Origin of the sequence: Acinetobacter sp. YH12233 (assembly GCF_013417725.1) — a bacterium.
Lineage (GTDB): Bacteria > Pseudomonadota > Gammaproteobacteria > Pseudomonadales > Moraxellaceae > Acinetobacter.
Window position 1 is genome coordinate 33635 of record NZ_VPDK01000019.1, and the last position, 19260, is coordinate 52894.

Sequence of the window (19260 nt, forward strand, 5' to 3'; positions counted from 1 at the left end):
AGGGATTAAATTGCTATAAATAAAATGAATATTTAGAATGCTTAAATCCATGAAAAATTTAAGATTGACAAATGGCAATAATAAAAAGTTTAGATCTTGGAAGCTTAGAGAGCATCTGTAAAACTTTAGGTGAAACTAATAATGGGCTTTCAGGAACAGAAATTACCAAGTATCTGGCTGAATGTAATATCAAAGATCTTCAATTAAATTCAACAAAATGGAAACGCTTATATGATGCTCTATACTCAAAACAAACTGAAGATCGCTGTTCCAATAATGTCTTAGCTTTTATTAAGTATGTTATGCGTCCTTCACGACATATCCATAGAAAAGAATGGTTTGAAAATATACGAACTGAATTGAATTATGTATTGTCATTTGAAGGTTTTGAACTCAATGAAAGTGGCGAACTCAAGCAAGCAGACAAAGTTCAAACTTTTGATGAAGCTGAAGCACGAGCACAAAATTTAAGAAAAACTTTATTAGATAGAAAAATACATCCTGATGTCTTAGCCTTCTGTAGAGCAGAACTACTCGTAGATAATTATTTTCATGCGGTTTTTGAAGCCACTAAAAGTATTGCTGAGAAAATTAGAATCAAAACAAAACTAACAAGTGATGGTTCTGAATTAGTAGATCAAGCTTTTGCATATAAAAATAAAGTTCCTTATTTAGCCTTAAATAGTTTAACTACACCAAGTCATCAGAGTGAACAAAACGGTTTTATGCATTTACTTAAAGGGATATTTGGAACATTTAGAAATACTACAGCTCATGCCCCTAAAATCACATGGAATATAGATGAACAAGATGCTTTAGATATTTTATCGACTGTGTCCTTAATTCATAGAAAATTAGACAAAGTAGTTGAAGCTAAAAAAATGTATGAAGGTCAAATGTAATCCCTCCTAACCTCCCTTTGAAAAAGGGAGGGACTACATGATTTCATAACCGCCATCAAATTCGTTTGAAGTCCCCCTTTGCAAAAGGGGGATTTAGGGGGATTCTTTAGGAAGCTCATTCAAACAATATTTATAAATTACATTTGCTACATCATCAATCCGCCCCATCACCTGCCCATTATCAAACCTCAATACTTTCAACCCAAATTGAGCCAAAGCTTCATCTCGAATTCGATCTGCTTCCAATCCTTCATCCGTAAAGTGCTGGCTGCCATCACACTCAATAATCAAATTAGCAGCGGGACAGTAAAAATCCACGATGTAATTTAAAATTGGCTTCTGTCTATAAAACTGCAAACCTAAAATTTGCTTATTCCGAAGTCGTGACCATAATAACTTTTCAGCATCGGTCAGGTTGTTACGTAAGTCACGTGAGGCTTGTTTTAAGTTTTTATTATAGGGCTTCATTTTTATTCTCTTTTATTTTTAATCTCCCCTAGCCACTCTTTTTCAAAGAGGGGGACTCCACGGAAACAAATAAATTACGTGACAGCCCCTCCCTTTGAAAAAGGGAGGTTGGGAGGGATTTAATTTATCAAATATGCGCCCCTTTTCTAACCCATCAATCCTCGACTGTTCGTTTTTACACTTTTAAGTCTGCAAAAATCATCACTTTCATGAATAATAGGCCAATAAATTTATCTCCCAAATCAATGACTCTTGGTATTCCAATGAAAAAACTCATGAACGGTGCTGAAAACATCGTTATCGAAATGTGCAAAGGCTTTGTCCTGGCACATCCAGAACTGGCATTTAATGAATCTTATAAAATCATTTCTAGAAAAGAAAAACACCAAAATGTCGCCCTGATCAGTGGGGGTGGTAGCGGTCATGAACCTGCCCATGCCGGTTTTGTCGGTCTAGGCATGCTTGATGCTGCCGTATGTGGTGACGTGTTCGCCTCTCCTTCACAAATTCAGGTCTATAAAGCCTTGCAGCAAGTCGCGACTGACAAAGGCGTCCTAATGATTATTAAAAACTATTCTGGCGATATGATGAATTTCCAGAATGGCGCAGCCTTAGCCACTGAAGATGGCATCAAAGTTGATTACGTGAAAGTAGCGGATGACATCGCAGTAAAAGACAGTCTATATACAGTTGGCCGTCGTGGCGTTGCCGGTACGGTCTTCGTCCATAAAATTGCCGGTGCTGCTGCCTCTAAAGGTTATGAACTGGCACGTGTTAAAGAACTGGCTCAGAAAGCTGCGGACAATGTGATTAGTCTTGGTTTTGCCTATACCTCTTGTACCGTTCCAGCCAAAGGCACCCCAACCTTCACTTTAGCTGATGATGAAATGGAATACGGCGTAGGCATCCACGGTGAACCGGGCATCCGTCGTGAAAAGATTCTGCCGTCTAAAGAACTGGCACAACGTATTGTTGATGACTTGTTTCTGGATCGTCCAAACCTGACTGAAGTGGCTGTTCTAGTAAATGGCTTTGGCACAACGCCACTGCAAGAGTTGTATGTGTTTAATAATGATGTATGTGAACATCTGGCAAGCAAAGGCATCAAGATTTACCGTACCTTTGTCGGCAACTACATGACCAGTATCGACATGGCAGGTGCATCTGTTTCCTTGTTGGCGGTGGATGATGAATTGAAAACTTATTTGGATGCAGAAGCCAATACTCCTGCATTTAAAATGGATGGTTCAACTGCACTGCCATTTGAGTTTGCGGCCAAAGACGAAGCTGCTGTACGCACAGTAAATACAGATGTTGAAACGCATCCTGAACATGCTGTGATTGCCAATGAACAATTCACTATTGAAAACATGCGCTATGTGGTCGATGTGATGAGTGCCTGCATTATTAAAAATGAAGTGCCTTTCTGTGAACTGGATGCTCATGCAGGTGATGGCGACTTCGGTATGAGCGTATCTAAAGGCTTTAAACAGCTAAAACGTCAATGGCATGAACTGGTTCAAGCTGAACAGATGGATGATTTCCTGCTGAACTGCTCTATGATCATCATGGAACATTGTGGCGGTGCATCAGGTCCAATCTGGGGTTCAGCATTCCGTGCAGCCAGTAAAGCCATTAAAAGCAAAACCACTTTAACTGTGGCTGATTTTGCCGAGATGTTACAAGCAGCGGTAAAAGGCATTCAAGTCACAGGCGAACGTTCATTTGGTCGAGGTGCAGTTGTGGGTGATAAAACCTTAATTGATGCTCTGGTGCCATGTGCAGATTCTTGGTCGGTCAATACTGACAAGACTTTTAAAGAGAACTTTATTTTAGGTGCTCAAGCGGCAGTTCAAGGTGCGGAATCAACCAAAGACATCGTGGCACGTATGGGCCGTGCCGGGACTGTGGGTGATCGTAGTCTGGGTTATCCGGATGCTGGCGCGCATGGTTTAGGTGTGATCTTTACTGATATTGCTGAGCATATTAAATAATTAAAAATCCCTCCCTTGCGAAGCGGTGCTTCTCACCCTTTTATAAAGGGGGATTCTCTTAAGGAATCATTCAAACAATACTGATAAATCATTTCCACCATACCATCAATCTTCCCTATCACCTCTCTATTATCAAATCTTAATACTTCAATCCCAAGTGAGCCAAAGCTTCATCTCTTATTCGATCTGCTTCTAAATTCTCCTCAGTAAAATGCTGACTACCATCACACTCGATCACTAGATTTGCTGATGGACAATAAAAATCCACGATGTAATTTAAAATCGGTTTCTGTCGGTAGAACTGCAAACCTAATAATTGTTTTCCACGTAATCTAGACCAGAGCAGCTTTTCAGCTTCAGTCATGTTGTTTCGTAGATTGCGTGAAACTTGTTTTAAATTTTTATGATAGGGTTTCATTTTTATTCTCTTTTTTAGAATCTCCCCTGACCCCTCTTTTCCAAAGAGGGGAACTCCAGGTAAACAAATAAATTACGTGACAGCTCCTCCCTTTATTAAAGGGAGGTTGGGAGGGATTATTTTATTTATATTTCTGCAAATGTGTCTCCAACTCCTCCGTCACCACCACCCTTTTTCTACCCTTCAACTGGTCCTTATCCAGCAAACCTTCTGAATCTACGACTAGTACTTTATGTCCATCCTGTTTTAAACGATCTACACCTTCAAACAGCATTCGGGCACCGACATCATGCATCAAAGTGAGATTAGTCAAATCGAGGATAATGGTACTTTTACCTTCAGGTTCATCCTGCAAAATGCGTAGCAGCATTTCAGACTCAGTAAATTGCAGCACTCCACGCAGTTCATAAACCACGACGTTATTCTTTTTACCCACCGTATAACGGCTTTGCAGAATGGTCTGTGCTGACGGCGTACCTTCCATAAGGTGCAGCCCCATATCGTGCGACAGATTTTCAAAGATTCTGACACCACGCACACTGTTACCATGCTCATCAATCTTTGGTGAAAATACTGCAATCCCCACTTGCCCTGGCAGTACTCCAATAATGCCACCTGCCACGCCACTCTTGGCTGGAATACCGACTGTAGTCAACCAGTCACCTGCAGCATCGTACATACCGCAGGTCAGCATGACACTGAGCAATTGCCGGACTAAAGCCCGATCCAGCATACGTTTCCCTGTCTTGGGATGCACACCACCATTGGCCAATATACTGGTGATCACGGCTAGATCTTTGACGGTGACCTTAATCGCACACTGCTTGATATAGCCATGCACGATTTCTTTAGGATCTTCGTCCAGCACCCCAACAGTACGTAACATGTAGCCAATCGACATATTCCGAAAAGCCGTTTTAATCTCAGAGTTATACACCTGCTCATCAAAGGACAATTCACGTCCAGCCAGTCCACTTAAAAAACGGCGTAACTGTTCAGCACGTGATACTGTTTTCTTGGCAGGAATCAGAGAATGCGTGGTAATCGCACCAGAATTAATCATCGGGTTTTTTGGAATATTGCGTTCTTTTTCCAACGAAATCTGGTTAAAGGCCTCTCCCGAAGGTTCTACACCCACTTTTTCCAGTACCTGTTTTAGCCCTAGTTCCTTGATTGCTAGCGCATAGGCAAAAGGCTTGGAAAGAGACTGCATGGTAAATTCAACGTCATCATCCCCGGCAGAATAGATGGTTCCATCTACTGTCGATAGTGCAAGTCCGAGCTTGTCAGGATCAACCGCAGCAAGTTCAGGAATGTAATCTGCCAGCGCGCCTTTTTTATTATCATGGCAAGCAGAAAGCACATGATTCAAGTAATCCGGTACCGGCGTTTTCATGGCAAATGCTCCCATCTCAATCTTTTATATGATTTTTATTAAAACTGAATACTGAAGACGGTTTTGCTACTTTTATGCAGTTTTATGTTGTGAAAATGGGATATGGACAAAAGAGATAGAGGAAATAAATGAATTCATTGGACAAGATCAGGAAGCTTAAAATAGATAAATTATAAAGATGAGCATACTATTTTCAGATTACAGGTCTATTTCTATCGAGCAATAAACCTGTAACCGATGACAACCAGCTTGATCTTGCAAACAGATTATTTCACCTTAGTTTTGCGAATCATCTTATACAATACTTTTGGCGATAGACGTGACACTAGAACACCCAGTTTTTCTTTAGAGCCCCCCACCACGATATATTCTTCACCACGTTTCAACGCTTCTACAGTCTGACGGGCAAAATCAGCCGGTTCCAGGCCATTTTCAATCGCTTCATCCTGCTTGGCCTGAGGTTTGCCTTCCCCATTTAAGGCATTAAAAGACACATTAGTTTTAATAAAGCCCGGAAAAATCACGGATACCTGAATACCCTGATCTGCCATTTCAGCGCGCAGGCTATTCGCCCACATATGAATCGCGCCTTTGGCTGCTGAATAAGACGCCCGATATTGAGTTCCAAGCAGGCCGGCCACACTGGAAATAAAAGCAATCCGGCCAGATTTCTGTTTTAAAAATGTCGGTAAAACTGTTTTGGTGAAAAACACCTGAGAGAAATAATCGACTTCCATAATGGCGCGTTCAGTCTGCATGGTGGTTTCCTGAATCAGGGCACGCTGACTGAGTCCGGCATTATTGATCAGCCAGTCAATGCGGCCTTTCTCACTTAGCACCTGTTCATAAGCCGTGCGTACCTGACTTTCATCAGTAATATCGGCCACGACTGAGATGTGTTGATCAGGATTCACCAGTCCTGAACGGACTTTTTCCAGTTCTTCCAAACGTCGTGCAGTCAATACTATCTGTGCACCTTGGGCAGCACATTCTTCAGCCAGTGCCTTACCAATTCCTGAAGATGCTCCGGTAATCCAGACTACTTTTCCCTGTAAATTTTCTAGTTTTGCCATTAAATCCTGTCACCCTCTTTATATGAATGTGTTCCTGGCGGCATTTCATCTTCCAGAAATGCCAGCAACTGCTCAAAATAATAACTCATGGTATCCGCATCATAGAGGCTACCGAGTTTATCAAAACGTTTATAACCCAGTTGTGTGGTCAGGTGAATCACACCATTCAATGTTTTATCCACCACCACATTAAATTTCAGCATCTTTTTTGGTTCACGCACCAGATGCGTCACACCCTGATCCACCACCTGAATAAAAGCTTTCAATGCCGGTGAGACATACTGGTTATTGCCACTTTTCATCTGCTCCACGCAGCCCAGCAGTTCCATGATCAGCATGCGTTCTACCGGATAGCGAACAAAGTATCCATCTTCATTTTCATGGGTCATCTTGTACAGATAGTTCACCATAGGAATCAGCCGATCATTACCAAAGAAAGAAACCGACCATGGCATATATTTGCGAGTCGTTTCTAAAATCTGTTGAATGACTTTTTCGGATTCCTGATCTGGGGAGCTAGAGAGCTGCACCACACGACCAAAAATCTGGTCAATAATTTCACAGGCAATATCGGCCAGATTTTCACCGAGCAGTTTGGCCAGGCTTTCCTGCTCACCGGCATTAAATCGGGAATGCAGGTCTTTAAAGCGTTGATGGGTATCGGGGTGAATCTTGAGAGAAATGCTATAGCTCATCTTGTTATCCTTTTTTTAATCGTCTGCGATGAGTCGCGTTTTATCAATCTATCATACGTTGAGTTCAGGCAACTGCCAATTGGCGAAAGTTTGCTTTTGGTTAAGCTGCCGCATACCTTGATTTTTTTGCTACAATAGATGCAATTTTTTATCCACTTTTGATCTGTTTAGACTATGACTGATTCAGCGCAAAATATTGCTACGACCTACGATCCGACCGAGATCGAGAAAAAATGGTACCAAACCTGGGAAGAGCGCGGTTACTTCAAGCCGTCTCAAAAAGGTGAATCATTCTGTATCATGATTCCGCCGCCAAACGTCACTGGTAGCTTGCACATGGGTCATGGTTTTAACAATGCCATCATGGATGCCTTGACTCGTTATAACCGTATGTCAGGCAAAAATACCTTATGGCAGCCAGGTACTGACCATGCGGGTATTGCAACCCAGATGGTTGTTGAGCGTCAGTTAGGTGCTCAAGGCGTAAGTCGTCATGATCTGGGCCGTGAAAAGTTCATCGAAAAAGTCTGGGAATGGAAAGAACAGTCTGGCGGTAACATTACCCGTCAAATCCGTCGTTTGGGTTCTTCAGTAGACTGGTCACGTGAACGCTTCACCATGGATGAAGGTTTATCCAATGCCGTTAAAGAAGTGTTCGTGAAACTGCATGAAGAAGGCCTGATTTACCGCGGCAAACGTCTGGTGAACTGGGATCCTAAACTGCAAACTGCCCTGTCTGACCTTGAAGTAGAATCTGATAAAGAAGAACAAAGCTCATTGTGGCACTTCAAATATTTCTTTGAAGATAAATCGCTTCGCACTCAAGATGGCAAAGACCATATTGTCGTTGCAACCACTCGTCCAGAAACATTACTCGGTGATACTGCGGTTGCGGTCAACCCTGAAGATGAGCGTTATGCACATCTTGTCGGTAAAAATATCGTTTTGCCTATTACTGGCCGTACCGTTGCCATTGTTGCTGACGAATATGTAGAAAAAGAATTCGGTACAGGCTGTGTGAAAATTACGCCTGCGCACGACTTCAATGACTATGAAGTGGGTAAACGCTGTGGTCTGGCACTAATCAACATCTTCAACAAAAATGCTGAAGTTCTTGCTGAGTTTGAGTACATTGCGAAAGCCGGCGAACAGATTTCTAAAACCATCCCTGCACCAGCAGACTACATTGGTTTAGAACGTTTTGAAGCACGTAAGAAACTGGTTGAGCAAGCAGAAGCTGAAGGCTGGTTAGACCAAATCCAACCTTACACACTAAAACCACCTCGCGGTGACCGCTCAGGTGTGATCGTTGAGCCATTACTGACAGACCAATGGTATGTAAAAATTGCGCCACTGGCTGAACCTGCAATTGAAGCGGTTAAAGATGGCCGTATCAAGTTCGTTCCTGAGCAGTACAGCAACATGTACATGTCATGGATGAATAACATTCAGGACTGGTGTATCTCGCGTCAATTGTGGTGGGGTCACCGTATTCCGGCTTGGTACGATGCTGAAGGTAATGTATTTGTCGGTCGTAACGAAGAAGAAGTTCGTGCGAAACACGGTATTGCACCTGAAGTTGAATTAAAACAGGACGAAGATGTACTGGATACCTGGTTCTCTTCTGGTTTGTGGACATTCTCAACATTAGGTTGGACTGGCGACGAAGCGAAAGATAAAGAAAACTATTTCTTGAATACTTTCCACCCGACTGATGTTCTTGTCACTGGTTTCGACATCATTTTCTTCTGGGTTGCTCGGATGATCATGATGACCATGCACTTCATGAAAAATGAAGATGGCACACCACAAGTACCATTCAAAACTGTGTATGTACATGGTCTAGTACGTGATGGTGAAGGTCAGAAGATGTCTAAGTCTAAAGGTAACGTGCTTGACCCATTAGACCTGATTGATGGTGTTGATCTGGAAACCTTGGTACAAAAGCGTACTTTTGGTCTGATGAACCCAAAACAAGCCGCGAAGATTGAGAAATCTACCCGTAAAGAATTCCCAGAAGGTATTCAGGCTTACGGTACCGACGCAGTTCGTTTCACATTCTGTGCGCTTGCCAACACTGGTCGTGACATCAAGTTCGACATGAAACGTGTGGAAGGTTACCGTAACTTCGCCAACAAAATCTGGAACGGTACCCGTTTCGTGATGATGAATGTTGAAGGTCAAACGGTTGGTCAAAATGCTCGTCCTGATCTTTGGGAATTGCCTGAACAATGGATCGTGAGCCGTCTGCAAAAAACGGAACAAGCAGTTCAGCAAGCATTTGCGACTTACCGTTTAGACTTGGCTGCACAAGCGATCTACGAGTTTATCTGGAATGAATACTGTGACTGGTATGTCGAGCTGACTAAACCGGTTCTAAACGATGAAAACGTATCTGAAGAGCGTAAAGCTGAAGTTCGTCGTGTGTTATTGGCTGTGATGGAAGCATCTTTACGTCTTGCGCATCCAATCATGCCGTATCTGACTGAAGAAATCTGGCAAACGCTTGCTCCTAAACTGGGGATCTCTGGCGAAACTATCATGCTGGCTCAGTACCCTGTTGCTGACGAAGCGAAGATCAACGAACAAGCTGAAGCAGATATGCAATGGCTGCAAGGTCTGATCGGTGCGGTACGTAACATCCGTGGTGAAATGGGCTTAGGTAATGCACGCCTATTACCTGTTCTTCTTCAGAACACCACTGAAGCTGAAAAAGCACAGATCACGCGTATTGAAGCATTATTCCAAGCATTGGCTAAAGTTGAAAGCATCACCTTCTTAGGCGACAGCGAACAACCACCATTGTCTTCATCTTCAGTTGTTGGTCACGTGTCTGTATTCGTTCCAATGAAGGGTCTGATTGATCCTAAAGCTGAATTGGGTCGTCTGCAAAAAGACTTGGACAAAGTTCAAAAACAGCATGACCAGATTGCTAACAAACTTTCTAATGAAGGTTTTGTGGCAAAAGCCCCTGCTGCTGTGGTTGAAGGCGAGAAAGTGAAACTTGCTGAATTTGCTGATCAGTTAGCGAAGATTAAAGCAAATATGGAGCAGATTGCGGCGCTTTAATGTGTTGTTAGTTTGATCTAATTTGTAGTATAAAGGGCTGATTATTCAGCTCTTTATTTTTATTATGAACAAAATCAGTTTCTTATATTATCAGAGTAAAAAAATTGAGTTAAAAGAAAGAAATTTAATAATTACAGGTAAAAATGGATCTGGAAAGACTCGTTTTCTAAGACAATTAGAAGATAATCTAATAAATAATCGATATTCTGAATACCAAGATTTAGAGCGTGAAAATCTACTTAAAGATATTAAATATGGTATAGACAACTTTCCTAAGTCACTAGACTTAAAGAATAATGAAATCAAGATTTATTATGATTTAAAAAATCATAATTTCAATGAACATGAATTTCGAAAAAATTTATCTCAACTTTACAAGATTCTTTTACAAAAAGTTGAGGTATTCAGAAAGAATGCTAAGAGTTATATAATTAATACAAATGAAGATTTAAAAAAATCACATAGAGAGGAAATCAACCCAAATAAGATAAGTGAAGAATACTATTATTATAATAATCCTGAATATGTCATAGAGTTTATAAACCGTCTTACAATCTCAATTGATCAGTACTATAAGGTATCTGAACTATTTAAAATTTCACCTAATAATTTTAGTAAAGATCAAGTCTTTGTTTTTGATGCATCTAGAGTAAAAAATGATAGATTAATTATGAAAGTCTTCAAAGACTATGAAGATTATCGTTTAAATAAAAATCGGGATAATATTGAAGAGGCATTAGAAGCATATTTAATTTCGAAAAAATCGCAGCTCATCCAATTTTCCGAACAGCAACCGAAGTTACAGGAACTTAAACGGGAAGCTTCAAAACTGCTTCATTGGTTTAAAAAAGTAGAAAAAGATCTGAAATTCATATTAGAAAATCCTGATATTAGAATCTCATTCAACCATCAGAGTGATCAGGTTTTACTTGTAGACAGTCAAAAGCAATCTTTTTTTACTTTTGACTCTCTATCTTCTGGCTTTAAAGCTATATTTAAAATATATGCTTCTCTTTTAATGGAAGCACAGCTAAAAAATATTAAGCCAATAGATCTTTCTGGTATAGCAATAATTGATGAAATAGACGTTCATCTTCACATCTCTCTGCAAAAGAAAGTTTTGCCTTTTTTGATAAAAGCATTTCCCAAAGTCCAATTTATTGTGAGCACCCATTCGCCTTTTGTGATTACATCCACTGATAATGACACGGTAATTTATGATATTTCCAGTGGTGAATTCTTTGAGGAAGATTTGAGTCTTTATTCACATGAATCAATTATTAAAGAACTTTTCCATGTTAAAGATGATAATGAAAATCTAAAACAGCTATCTGATCAACTTTTACAGTTCATAAACTCAGAAGACTCAATTCAAGAACTGAATATAATTCAAGGCTTATTAGATGAATTTAATAAAGACTTTGCAAAACTATCCGTTGAGTTGCAACTTCAGTATATGGTCGCAAAAAATAAGCTTGCGAAATTGAAACATGAGGGTCATTAATTCATGTTTTCAGTTATAAGACCACCTACTTTCCCTAAAAGTTTAAGCACCTCTACAAAGGATTATCGTGCATCTGATGTAGTTGAGGTACTACAAGATATATTCTTTTCTAAATGTTATTTATGTGAAAGAAAAGGCTTTCCAGACGTAAATATTGAACATCGTGATCCACATGAAGGTGACCTTTCAAAAAAATTTGATTGGGCTAATCTTTTCTATGCTTGCGTTCGATGTAATAGCATTAAAGCTAATATACACAAGAATATTTTAGATTGCTGTCAAAGTTTAGATGTAGCTCAAGCTATCGAGTTACACTGCCCAATTGTCAATAACGATGACCACAAAGTAGTTGTAAAGGTTGGAAATTTAGGAAGTAACCATGAAATTGAGTCAACAATTCGCCTTCTAGACCAATGTTTTAATGATACGAATACAGCTCTAAAAGGTATAAGTAGACATACATTGATAAAGCAAATTCAGAGATATCAAACTAAGCTTTTGATGATTAAAGATGAGCTTCTAGATGATAGTTTAATATTAACAACATCTGAAAAAAATCTGAGAATAGAAAAGTTAAAGGCTATGTGTGACCCTGAATTTCCTTTCTCTTCATTTTGGAAATGGTATATCACTCGTGATGTAGATTTATCAAAAATTGTAGGCAATGTCTTTTAAAGCCCTCACCCCAGCCCTCTCCCATAGGGAGAGGGAGCACTCTTTGTGAAGTGTTTGCTATTCGATACATAATGAAGTTCCCTCTCCTTTCAGGAGAGGGTTAGGGAGAGGTATTTTTTAATTCGAAGCATCTCTGCGACAAATCCTCCAACACCACATCCGTCCGCCCCAACACTTCATTATTCCAATACCTCACAACTCTCAAACCCAAAGCCTCCAAAAACTTGGTTCTTTCAGCATCATATTCCATAGCATCATCCGTTCCATGCTGACTGCCATCCAACTCAATCACCAAACCAATTTCATGACAGTAAAAATCCACAATATAAGGCTCAATCACATGCTGACGACGAAATTTAAGATTCATAAAACGTTTGGCACGAAGGATTTGCCACATGAGGTGCTCAGCATCGGTGGCAGTGTGGCGCATGAATTTGGCGAAAATTAAAAGTTGAGGATCAAGCTTTTTGTTCATGGTATTTTTTATTTTTTGTGAGATTAGCAGATTTTATAACCTCTCCCCAAGGAAGAGGTAGAAAAACCTTAAAGCATTCCATGCCTTAAAAACATCTCTAAACCACTCATCTTTTTAATATACATCAGGCGTTCTTTTTCGACTTTGATTTGCTGCTTGATAGTAGAAGTATCTTCATCAATCTGCTTATACAAGTCAGCAATTTGAACCTTACCTTTTGCCTTTTTGACTGCAATTCTGGTTTTTGATGACCAGACCAATCGATTGATCAATGTATCGATCTGTTCTTGTAACTTCTGGCTCTGCGCATCCAAAGCCAGTTGATACAACTTCACTTGCTCTGCACTTAAACTCTTTTGCGAAGGATCTCGATCTTGCTCAATCTGAAGCTGCATTTTCAGTAAGGCAAACAAATCCTGTTCTGCATAAGCCTCATTGGCACGTTGCAACAATTCAGTCTTTTTAATCTTCTTTACGTCATTTGCTTCACGATCCGGATGAATCGCCGCAGCAATCTTTAAATATACAGATTTCACTGACTGCTCTGCCATCGCAGCCGCCTGTTCCTGTTTTTCCTGCTGGCGTTTTAGTTTGGCCTGCTCGCGGATTTGCTGAAAATGATCAGAAGCCCATTCTTCAAATCCCTCAGCATCTGCCGGATCTGGGACATTTTCATTCTTAAAAAACCTTTCCAGTTCATTGGTCTTTTTTTGGCTTTTTCTGAATTGAGCATGTTCAGCGCGTTGCTGATAATAGATGAAGATTTCATTGACCTTATTGGCTTCTTGCGCTGACATCGCCTGAGAATCTTGCAGATAATCTGCCAGGTATTGAATCTTCTCATCCAGTACTACCAACTCGACCTTGGTAAAATCTGTTTCCTGCAAGTGCTTCCAGAGCTGTTCGAGCTGCTCAAACAGCACACCATGTAATTCATGATAGACCGGCATGAAAGTTTTATGCGTATATTGCTGTAGGTCTTCTTCAGCCTGTTGCCATTGTTTTAACTCCAGCTTCTGCTGTTCGATTTTATCAATCAGACGATCCAGCTTCTTCTGCTGTGGCGAAAGCGCTGTGAATGGCTGGATCATGGTTTTTAAGTCAAAGAGCATGGCAGCAGAAAAACCCAAGGAAATCTTATCTATATTAATTCTTTCAGCATTCGCCACAAAGTTCTTTTCACCTTAGGCTATTGAAATTTGTATCAGAATTAAAAAAAGCAGAACTGTGTCTGCTTTTTTCCATGCTGCTGTTTATTATTCCAGTACCACACGGCCATTTAAGGGCTGTACCGGACGGTTATTTGAATGTCCCATTAGCTTGGAAAATTCTGAAATCTGTTGCTTTGAGGCCTGCTGGATCTCTTTCAGAATTAACCAGCGCACACCTTCGGAACATGGTGGTGTGGTCAGCGAACCACTAAAGCGGTAATAATCCAGATTCTTAGGCAACATCTCATTTACAGGTTGCGGTTTCTTCAAGACGACTTTTTCACCTTGCTTTTTCGGCAAGCGATTCCACATACGTTTAAGCATCGGATTTTCTGTACCCTGCTCAAACATCATCGCCACTACAGCAAGTTCCCCTTGAGCATTGGCATGGACAAAATGAATCTCTAGAGGATAGCTCTTGCCCTTAATCAGGTTCTCACTTGGGCTATGTAGATGAAACTGTTTCAGCACAAAAGTTTCACCATCCAGCTGTAATTCTCCGCCTTGGGCAAAGTCTACCTGAACGGTATGACCTTTATTTTCAATTGTGTGAATCATAGTGTTATAGCTAAACTTGAGCGGTTCCAGTTCGGCTTTGACTGTTCGCTCGATATTGATTGGTGACTGGTTCAGTCCATTACAGGCTGAATATTTCTGGTTTAGAGTCGACCATTGTTCAGGCTGATCATAGTTCCAGTCTGCATCTGCAAATACCGCTGTACTTAAGCCCATAACCGTTAAAAGCGTGAATATCTTTTTCACAATACATCCTTTCTTGGAAGTCAAAATTAATATTTTTAATTTAAAAAACAGATTTTTAGCTTGATCTAATCGCTATATTTTTCAAGGCACAACATACAGAAATTTATAATTATCACGTTATTTGATTACAAATCATTAAATAGTTCTCATTATTCCTAGGAAATTGCTCAGATTTTATCTTGATATATTTCAGTAGGATATTATTTGTACTGATTAAAAATCACACAGAGTAAAATGTGAACTGGTTCAAATTTAATCTGTTGAATAATCAATCAATATTTACATGAAATATCTATCTTATTTTCTTAAAATCGCTATATCTTTCACTCATAGCAATCACATTCAAAAAACATAATTTATTTTTATTCAAAAACTTACACAATTACAGCAGCAAACTAACAGCCGAGATTGATAGACTCGTAACAAAGAGTGATCTGGAATAATAACAATGGACTGGGCCACCATATTTATAAATGATACGACCTGGGAATTTGCCACAGAAATTTTGCTGCGCTGTGTAGTGATGTACGCGATGATTATCCTGTTTCTGCGGCTGACAGGTAAACGTGGGGTACGACAACTTTCGATCTTTGAAGTTACCATCATTCTTGCTTTGGGTTCCATTGCCGGCGATCCGATGTTTACAGAAGATCTTCCCCTGATTCAGGCGGCGCTGATCATGTCGGTGATCATTTTCCTGTATCGTCTGACTACTTGGCTCATGATGAAATTTCAATGGTTTGAAGACCTGCTCGAAGGCAAACCGATTCATATTGTGGAAGATGGTTTACTGGTCATCAATGAAATTAAAAAAGGCAAAATGTCTCATGATGAATTCTTTGCTGAGATGCGTCAGCAAGGCATTGAACACTTGGGTCAGGTGCGCTTGGGTTTACTGGAAACTGACGGTAAATTTAGTATTTTGTATTTCCATCCAGATGATGTTCGGCATGGGCTCCCGCTTTTCCCTAAATCCTGCTGCATTGTCAAAGAAGTCAGACCAGAAGAGCTTTATGCCTGTATCTATTGCGGTCAAGTCCAGCATTTAAAAGAAGCAGCACAGACTTGTCCACGCTGTCACTCTCACCAATGGGCAAAAGCCATGAATAGCCACCGGATTACTTAGAGCTGCTTAAGCCTTTGTAAATGATCAAATATTTCTGGTAGTTGCTGAATCTTGTATTGAATATGCCCAGCATCCGGATGGAAACCTTGCATCCACAAAGCATGCATACCTGCGGCTGTTGCGCCTTGAACATCATTGACAGGATGATCACCAATATAAAGACATTGTTCTGGCTGTACGCCTAAACGCTCTGCGGTGATCTGGAAAATTTCCGGTTGCGGTTTATTAAAGCCGACCAATCCTGAACTGATAATCTCATCAAAATAATCTGCAATACCTAAACCGCAAATGGTATTTAATCGGGTCTCATGTCCGCCATTGGATACAATGGCCAATCGATAACCTTCAGTTTTAAGCTGTTTTAATACTTGCCCTGCTTGCGGCATCTCTACGGCGAAACGTCCAAACTCGCTGAACCAGAACTGCGCTAGCTCCTCTAGATCTGGTGGAGTTAACCAGGATAATTCCTGCAACAATGCATATGCAGCTGAAGCGCCAATACTGCCATGAGTCAGCAATTCCTTTTTCGGATAACCGCCATTGTCTATGCGTCGCACAATCTCAATAATTTTCTCAAGTTCAATCTGTGCTAGTGCCGAAGCATAATACTCCGCCAGATAACGGCTATAGGCCTGTGTCGTCAGATCACGATGGGTCAAGGTATTGTCGAGATCAAATAAAACGGCTTGAATAGGCATAATTTTCAAAACGAAATGCTGAAACTTTCAATCATGTTAACAGTCCGAAACTTGTTAGATCAGACATAAAATTGCTAAGTTTTGTTGTTTCAGGCATAAAAAAAGCGATACCGAAGCATCGCTTTTTTTATGCTCTAAAATTAGAATTTGTATTCGAAGCCTGTACCAACAAGTAACTGATTGTCTTCATCAGAACCTTGTTCAATAGTTAAGTAACCTGCTGTACCGTACACTTTCACTTGCTTAGATAAAGCGTAGTCTACACCAGCAAGAATTTGCTTAGCTTCAAAGTCTGGAGTTGCATTATTGAAAGTCACATCGCTGTAGCTATATTGACCCTTTACTGTCCATTTTTTCGCGTTTGGTAGATTATATTCAGCACCAATCAACCATGCTTGAGCATCGTCGATATTACGCGCAAATGTTGGGGCGATGTTAGTTGTTACACCTTCAACAGTAACGTTAACTGGAACACTAGCATCTGCATTTTCAACATCTGAAACTTGGTATAAACCACGGATTGACAAGCCATTATCCAAATTCACACGACCAATCGCACGTAGTGTATTTAGTTCAGTAGTAAAATTAGAACGCTCACCTACATCACGTGAATCAGCATTTAGAAAACCACGTGCTAAAAGACGAGATGGAATTGCTTTGTCATAACCCAGACCTGCGACAAATGTTTTGTCTGAGTAAACAACTGAAGAAGACCAAGAATCACCTAAACCACGACCAGCAACAGTAGAGCCGCCCTTAGTTGCTTTAATAGTGTCGTTACCTTCACCAGTTGCAAGCTGAAGTTTTGCCTCAACCTTACCTTCACCCACATTGAATGCAGGAGTTTCATAAACCAATACGTTATCGATACGGTTTTCACCTGCCATAATACCGTTTACGTCAGCATTGTTTGCTACATAGTTGTTGAAAGTATCCACTACAGCAGAAAGCTGTTTTACAGGCGTATCAATCTTACCGACTTTTAACGCACCTAATTTCTCATCTTTTAAACCAATGAGAATATTACGCGGTACGAATACGTCATTGCTGCTGTTTGAACCTTCATCACTATAGAATGTGAATTCAGCTTGGTATAACGCGCTTAAACGGTCAGTTAATTTTTCATCCCCTTTTAAACCCAAGAATGAGTTATTAGAGTTCAAGTCAGTAATATGACGATCTTCTACGCCATTTTTATTATCTGCTTGTACATGATCTAGAGAAAGATCGATTTCACCATAGAAAGTTGGTGCTGCAAATGTAGTCCCCGCTAAAAGGCTGAGTGCGATTGCTGTTGCTAACTTAGTTTTCATTAAAAAATCCTTTAACTTATTTTGTTACAAATAATACACACGACGCCTATATTACAAAATTATTAAAAAAATATTTACATATTCTTTTTAATACTTTAGGTGGGGAGTGAATTAACTTACTTATTCATAAGAGATTTTAAATATTTTTCGCTACTTTCATCCATCGGAAAATAGGAATCAGGCAAAAAATCGCGATGATTACGATCAAATTTAGATAGTTTCGGTAACCCAAAGCGTCCCCTAGTAGCCCGCTCAGGCTATAAAGTCCCCCGCTTATAGTAGCCATCAAGGCGACCTGAAAAGTGAAATCAGTTCCTGCCAGATGCTTGCGGCTGTATTGCATCACCAAGGTCAACATAACGACTAAGAGCATGGCCGATATCATATCCTCGGCAGCATTAATGAGATAAATGATCCAGTTTGCCACTTTGTTTTGGGCTTCATATTGTGCAGCCAGCCAGGCATAAGCGATTAGACTGAGTATTTTCAGAATAGAGAAAATCATTAAACTCCAGCTGCGCGACCAGTATTTCAAACACCAGCCTGCTAGCCCTGCGCCAATTAATGCTGCAAAAGCACCAAGCATGGTGACATAAATACCAATCTGACTAAAACTCAGTCCCAAATCGACCATCAAAGGTTTTAATAAGGGCCCAGACAGACCATCTGCCACTTTAAAGGTCAGTAAAACCAGCAGCCATGTCGCCAAGGTAGAATCAGCTAAAAAATATTGAAAATAAGCTTTGATTCTAGTCCGAGCAGGTAATTTTTCAGATGATGAAGAAACCATCTTTTGATGATCCGGCTCTTTAAACCATAACACCGGTAAAGTATTCAGAAAGACCAGAGCTGCCAGCAGTAAAAAGGTTATCTGCCAATGCAAAAAATCGAGTAACCACAGGATTGCCCCGCCTCCAACAATAAAGCCCAAGCGGGAGCCAATCACCTGAAAGGTATTACCCCAGTGTTGCTGTTCATTTTTCAGAATATTGACTGCCAGTCCATCTGTAGCAATATCCTGAGTAGCACCGATCCCATTCATCACTAACAACGTGATAAAAAAGATCAGCAGAAACAGGGGCTGGTTTAAGGCTTGGATCGGCAAGAAGGACAGCCCAATCAGTACAGCGACAGAAAGCCATTGCAAAGGAATAATCCAGCTTCGATAATGGCCTCGAGATTTTGATCCATGCTGATCGACTAAAGGTGCCCAGAAGATTTTAATCGACCATGGCAGCATGAGCAGACCAAAGCCACCAATATGTGCCAGAGATACGCCTTCAGCTCGTAAAATTACAGGTAAAGCGTGCGTCATAAACCCGACCGGAAGCCCCTGTGCCCAATATAGGGAAAACAGTAAAATATAAGTATTCCGCATATTCAGCGCAGGTCCTTAAGGTAAAAATGCTAAAAGCATCCATCATCGCTATACATTTTGCCAATGATCCAGATTTTACAACAGTCTAATATGATCAAAAATA

16 protein-coding genes and 1 pseudogene are annotated in these 19260 nt (G+C 40.4%); 6 read left to right on the forward strand and 11 right to left on the reverse strand.

Features of this window, described 5'->3' with window-relative positions; genetic code table 11:
* Positions 1 to 71: 71 nt before the first annotated feature.
* Complete coding sequence (locus tag FTV12_RS09995) at positions 72 to 902, forward strand: TIGR02391 family protein (RefSeq protein WP_180033969.1); 831 nt, start codon at positions 72 to 74, stop codon at positions 900 to 902.
* A 93-nt stretch (positions 903 to 995) separates the two neighbouring features.
* Here FTV12_RS09995 and FTV12_RS10000 read toward each other — a convergent pair whose 3' ends face one another.
* Entirely contained in the window at positions 996 to 1370 is a 375-nt protein-coding gene (locus FTV12_RS10000; protein ID WP_180033970.1) for an endonuclease domain-containing protein, read from the reverse strand.
* Positions 1371 to 1633: 263 nt separating this feature from the next.
* Between FTV12_RS10000 and dhaK the strand changes: the two genes are divergently transcribed.
* Positions 1634 to 3364, forward strand: coding sequence for a dihydroxyacetone kinase subunit DhaK (gene dhaK, locus FTV12_RS10005; RefSeq protein ID WP_180033971.1), 1731 nt, complete (start codon positions 1634 to 1636; stop codon positions 3362 to 3364).
* A 32-nt stretch (positions 3365 to 3396) separates the two neighbouring features.
* Here the strand turns inward: dhaK and FTV12_RS10010 are convergent.
* The 4 genes and pseudogenes from FTV12_RS10010 to FTV12_RS10025 form a co-directional block, all read right to left on the reverse strand.
* A pseudogene (locus FTV12_RS10010) lies at positions 3397 to 3782 on the reverse strand (endonuclease domain-containing protein).
* A gap of 121 nt (positions 3783 to 3903) precedes the next feature.
* The gene (locus tag FTV12_RS10015) at positions 3904 to 5178 is read right to left on the reverse strand and encodes a glutaminase (protein WP_125279214.1); all 1275 of its coding nucleotides are present in this window, start codon (positions 5176 to 5178) and stop codon (positions 3904 to 3906) included.
* A 266-nt stretch (positions 5179 to 5444) separates the two neighbouring features.
* Complete coding sequence (locus FTV12_RS10020) at positions 5445 to 6251, reverse strand: SDR family oxidoreductase (RefSeq protein ID WP_159122835.1); 807 nt, start codon at positions 6249 to 6251, stop codon at positions 5445 to 5447.
* Entirely contained in the window at positions 6251 to 6946 is a 696-nt protein-coding gene (locus tag FTV12_RS10025; RefSeq protein ID WP_159122836.1) for a hypothetical protein, read from the reverse strand. Before FTV12_RS10025 ends, FTV12_RS10020 begins: the two co-directional genes overlap by 1 nt.
* Before the next feature lie 174 nt (positions 6947 to 7120).
* On the opposite strand from FTV12_RS10025, the gene FTV12_RS10030 reads away from it, so the two are divergent.
* From FTV12_RS10030 to FTV12_RS10040, 3 genes are all read left to right on the forward strand, one after another.
* Positions 7121 to 10015, forward strand: coding sequence for a valine--tRNA ligase (locus tag FTV12_RS10030; RefSeq protein WP_180033972.1), 2895 nt, complete (start codon positions 7121 to 7123; stop codon positions 10013 to 10015).
* A 64-nt stretch (positions 10016 to 10079) separates the two neighbouring features.
* A complete protein-coding gene (locus FTV12_RS10035) occupies positions 10080 to 11519 on the forward strand; it encodes an AAA family ATPase (protein ID WP_180033973.1) in 1440 nt (479 codons plus the stop codon).
* Positions 11520 to 11522: 3 nt separating this feature from the next.
* Positions 11523 to 12194: a hypothetical protein gene (locus FTV12_RS10040; RefSeq protein WP_180033974.1), complete on the forward strand. Its 672-nt coding sequence runs from the start codon at positions 11523 to 11525 to the stop codon at positions 12192 to 12194.
* Positions 12195 to 12294: 100 nt separating this feature from the next.
* Here FTV12_RS10040 and FTV12_RS10045 read toward each other — a convergent pair whose 3' ends face one another.
* From FTV12_RS10045 to FTV12_RS10055, 3 genes are all read right to left on the reverse strand, one after another.
* Positions 12295 to 12669, reverse strand: a complete 375-nt coding sequence (locus FTV12_RS10045; protein ID WP_180033975.1) for an endonuclease domain-containing protein — start codon at positions 12667 to 12669, stop codon at positions 12295 to 12297.
* Positions 12670 to 12737: 68 nt separating this feature from the next.
* The gene (locus FTV12_RS10050) at positions 12738 to 13781 is read right to left on the reverse strand and encodes a molecular chaperone DnaJ (RefSeq protein WP_180033985.1); all 1044 of its coding nucleotides are present in this window, start codon (positions 13779 to 13781) and stop codon (positions 12738 to 12740) included.
* A 144-nt stretch (positions 13782 to 13925) separates the two neighbouring features.
* Positions 13926 to 14612: a carbonic anhydrase gene (locus FTV12_RS10055; protein WP_180033986.1), complete on the reverse strand. Its 687-nt coding sequence runs from the start codon at positions 14610 to 14612 to the stop codon at positions 13926 to 13928.
* A 478-nt stretch (positions 14613 to 15090) separates the two neighbouring features.
* On the opposite strand from FTV12_RS10055, the gene FTV12_RS10060 reads away from it, so the two are divergent.
* Positions 15091 to 15768, forward strand: a complete 678-nt coding sequence (locus FTV12_RS10060; RefSeq protein WP_180033976.1) for a DUF421 domain-containing protein — start codon at positions 15091 to 15093, stop codon at positions 15766 to 15768.
* On the opposite strand, the gene FTV12_RS10065 is transcribed toward FTV12_RS10060, so the two are convergent.
* The 3 genes from FTV12_RS10065 to FTV12_RS10075 form a co-directional block, all read right to left on the reverse strand.
* Positions 15765 to 16466, reverse strand: coding sequence for an HAD family hydrolase (locus FTV12_RS10065; RefSeq protein WP_180033977.1), 702 nt, complete (start codon positions 16464 to 16466; stop codon positions 15765 to 15767). The two genes, FTV12_RS10060 and FTV12_RS10065, sit on opposite strands and share 4 nt — an antisense overlap.
* Positions 16467 to 16606: 140 nt before the next feature.
* On the reverse strand, positions 16607 to 17779 hold the full coding sequence (locus FTV12_RS10070) for a porin (RefSeq protein WP_180033978.1): 1173 nt from the start codon (positions 17777 to 17779) through the stop codon (positions 16607 to 16609).
* Between the two features lie 136 nt (positions 17780 to 17915).
* Positions 17916 to 19157: an MFS transporter gene (locus FTV12_RS10075; protein WP_180033979.1), complete on the reverse strand. Its 1242-nt coding sequence runs from the start codon at positions 19155 to 19157 to the stop codon at positions 17916 to 17918.
* Positions 19158 to 19260 lie beyond the last annotated feature (103 nt).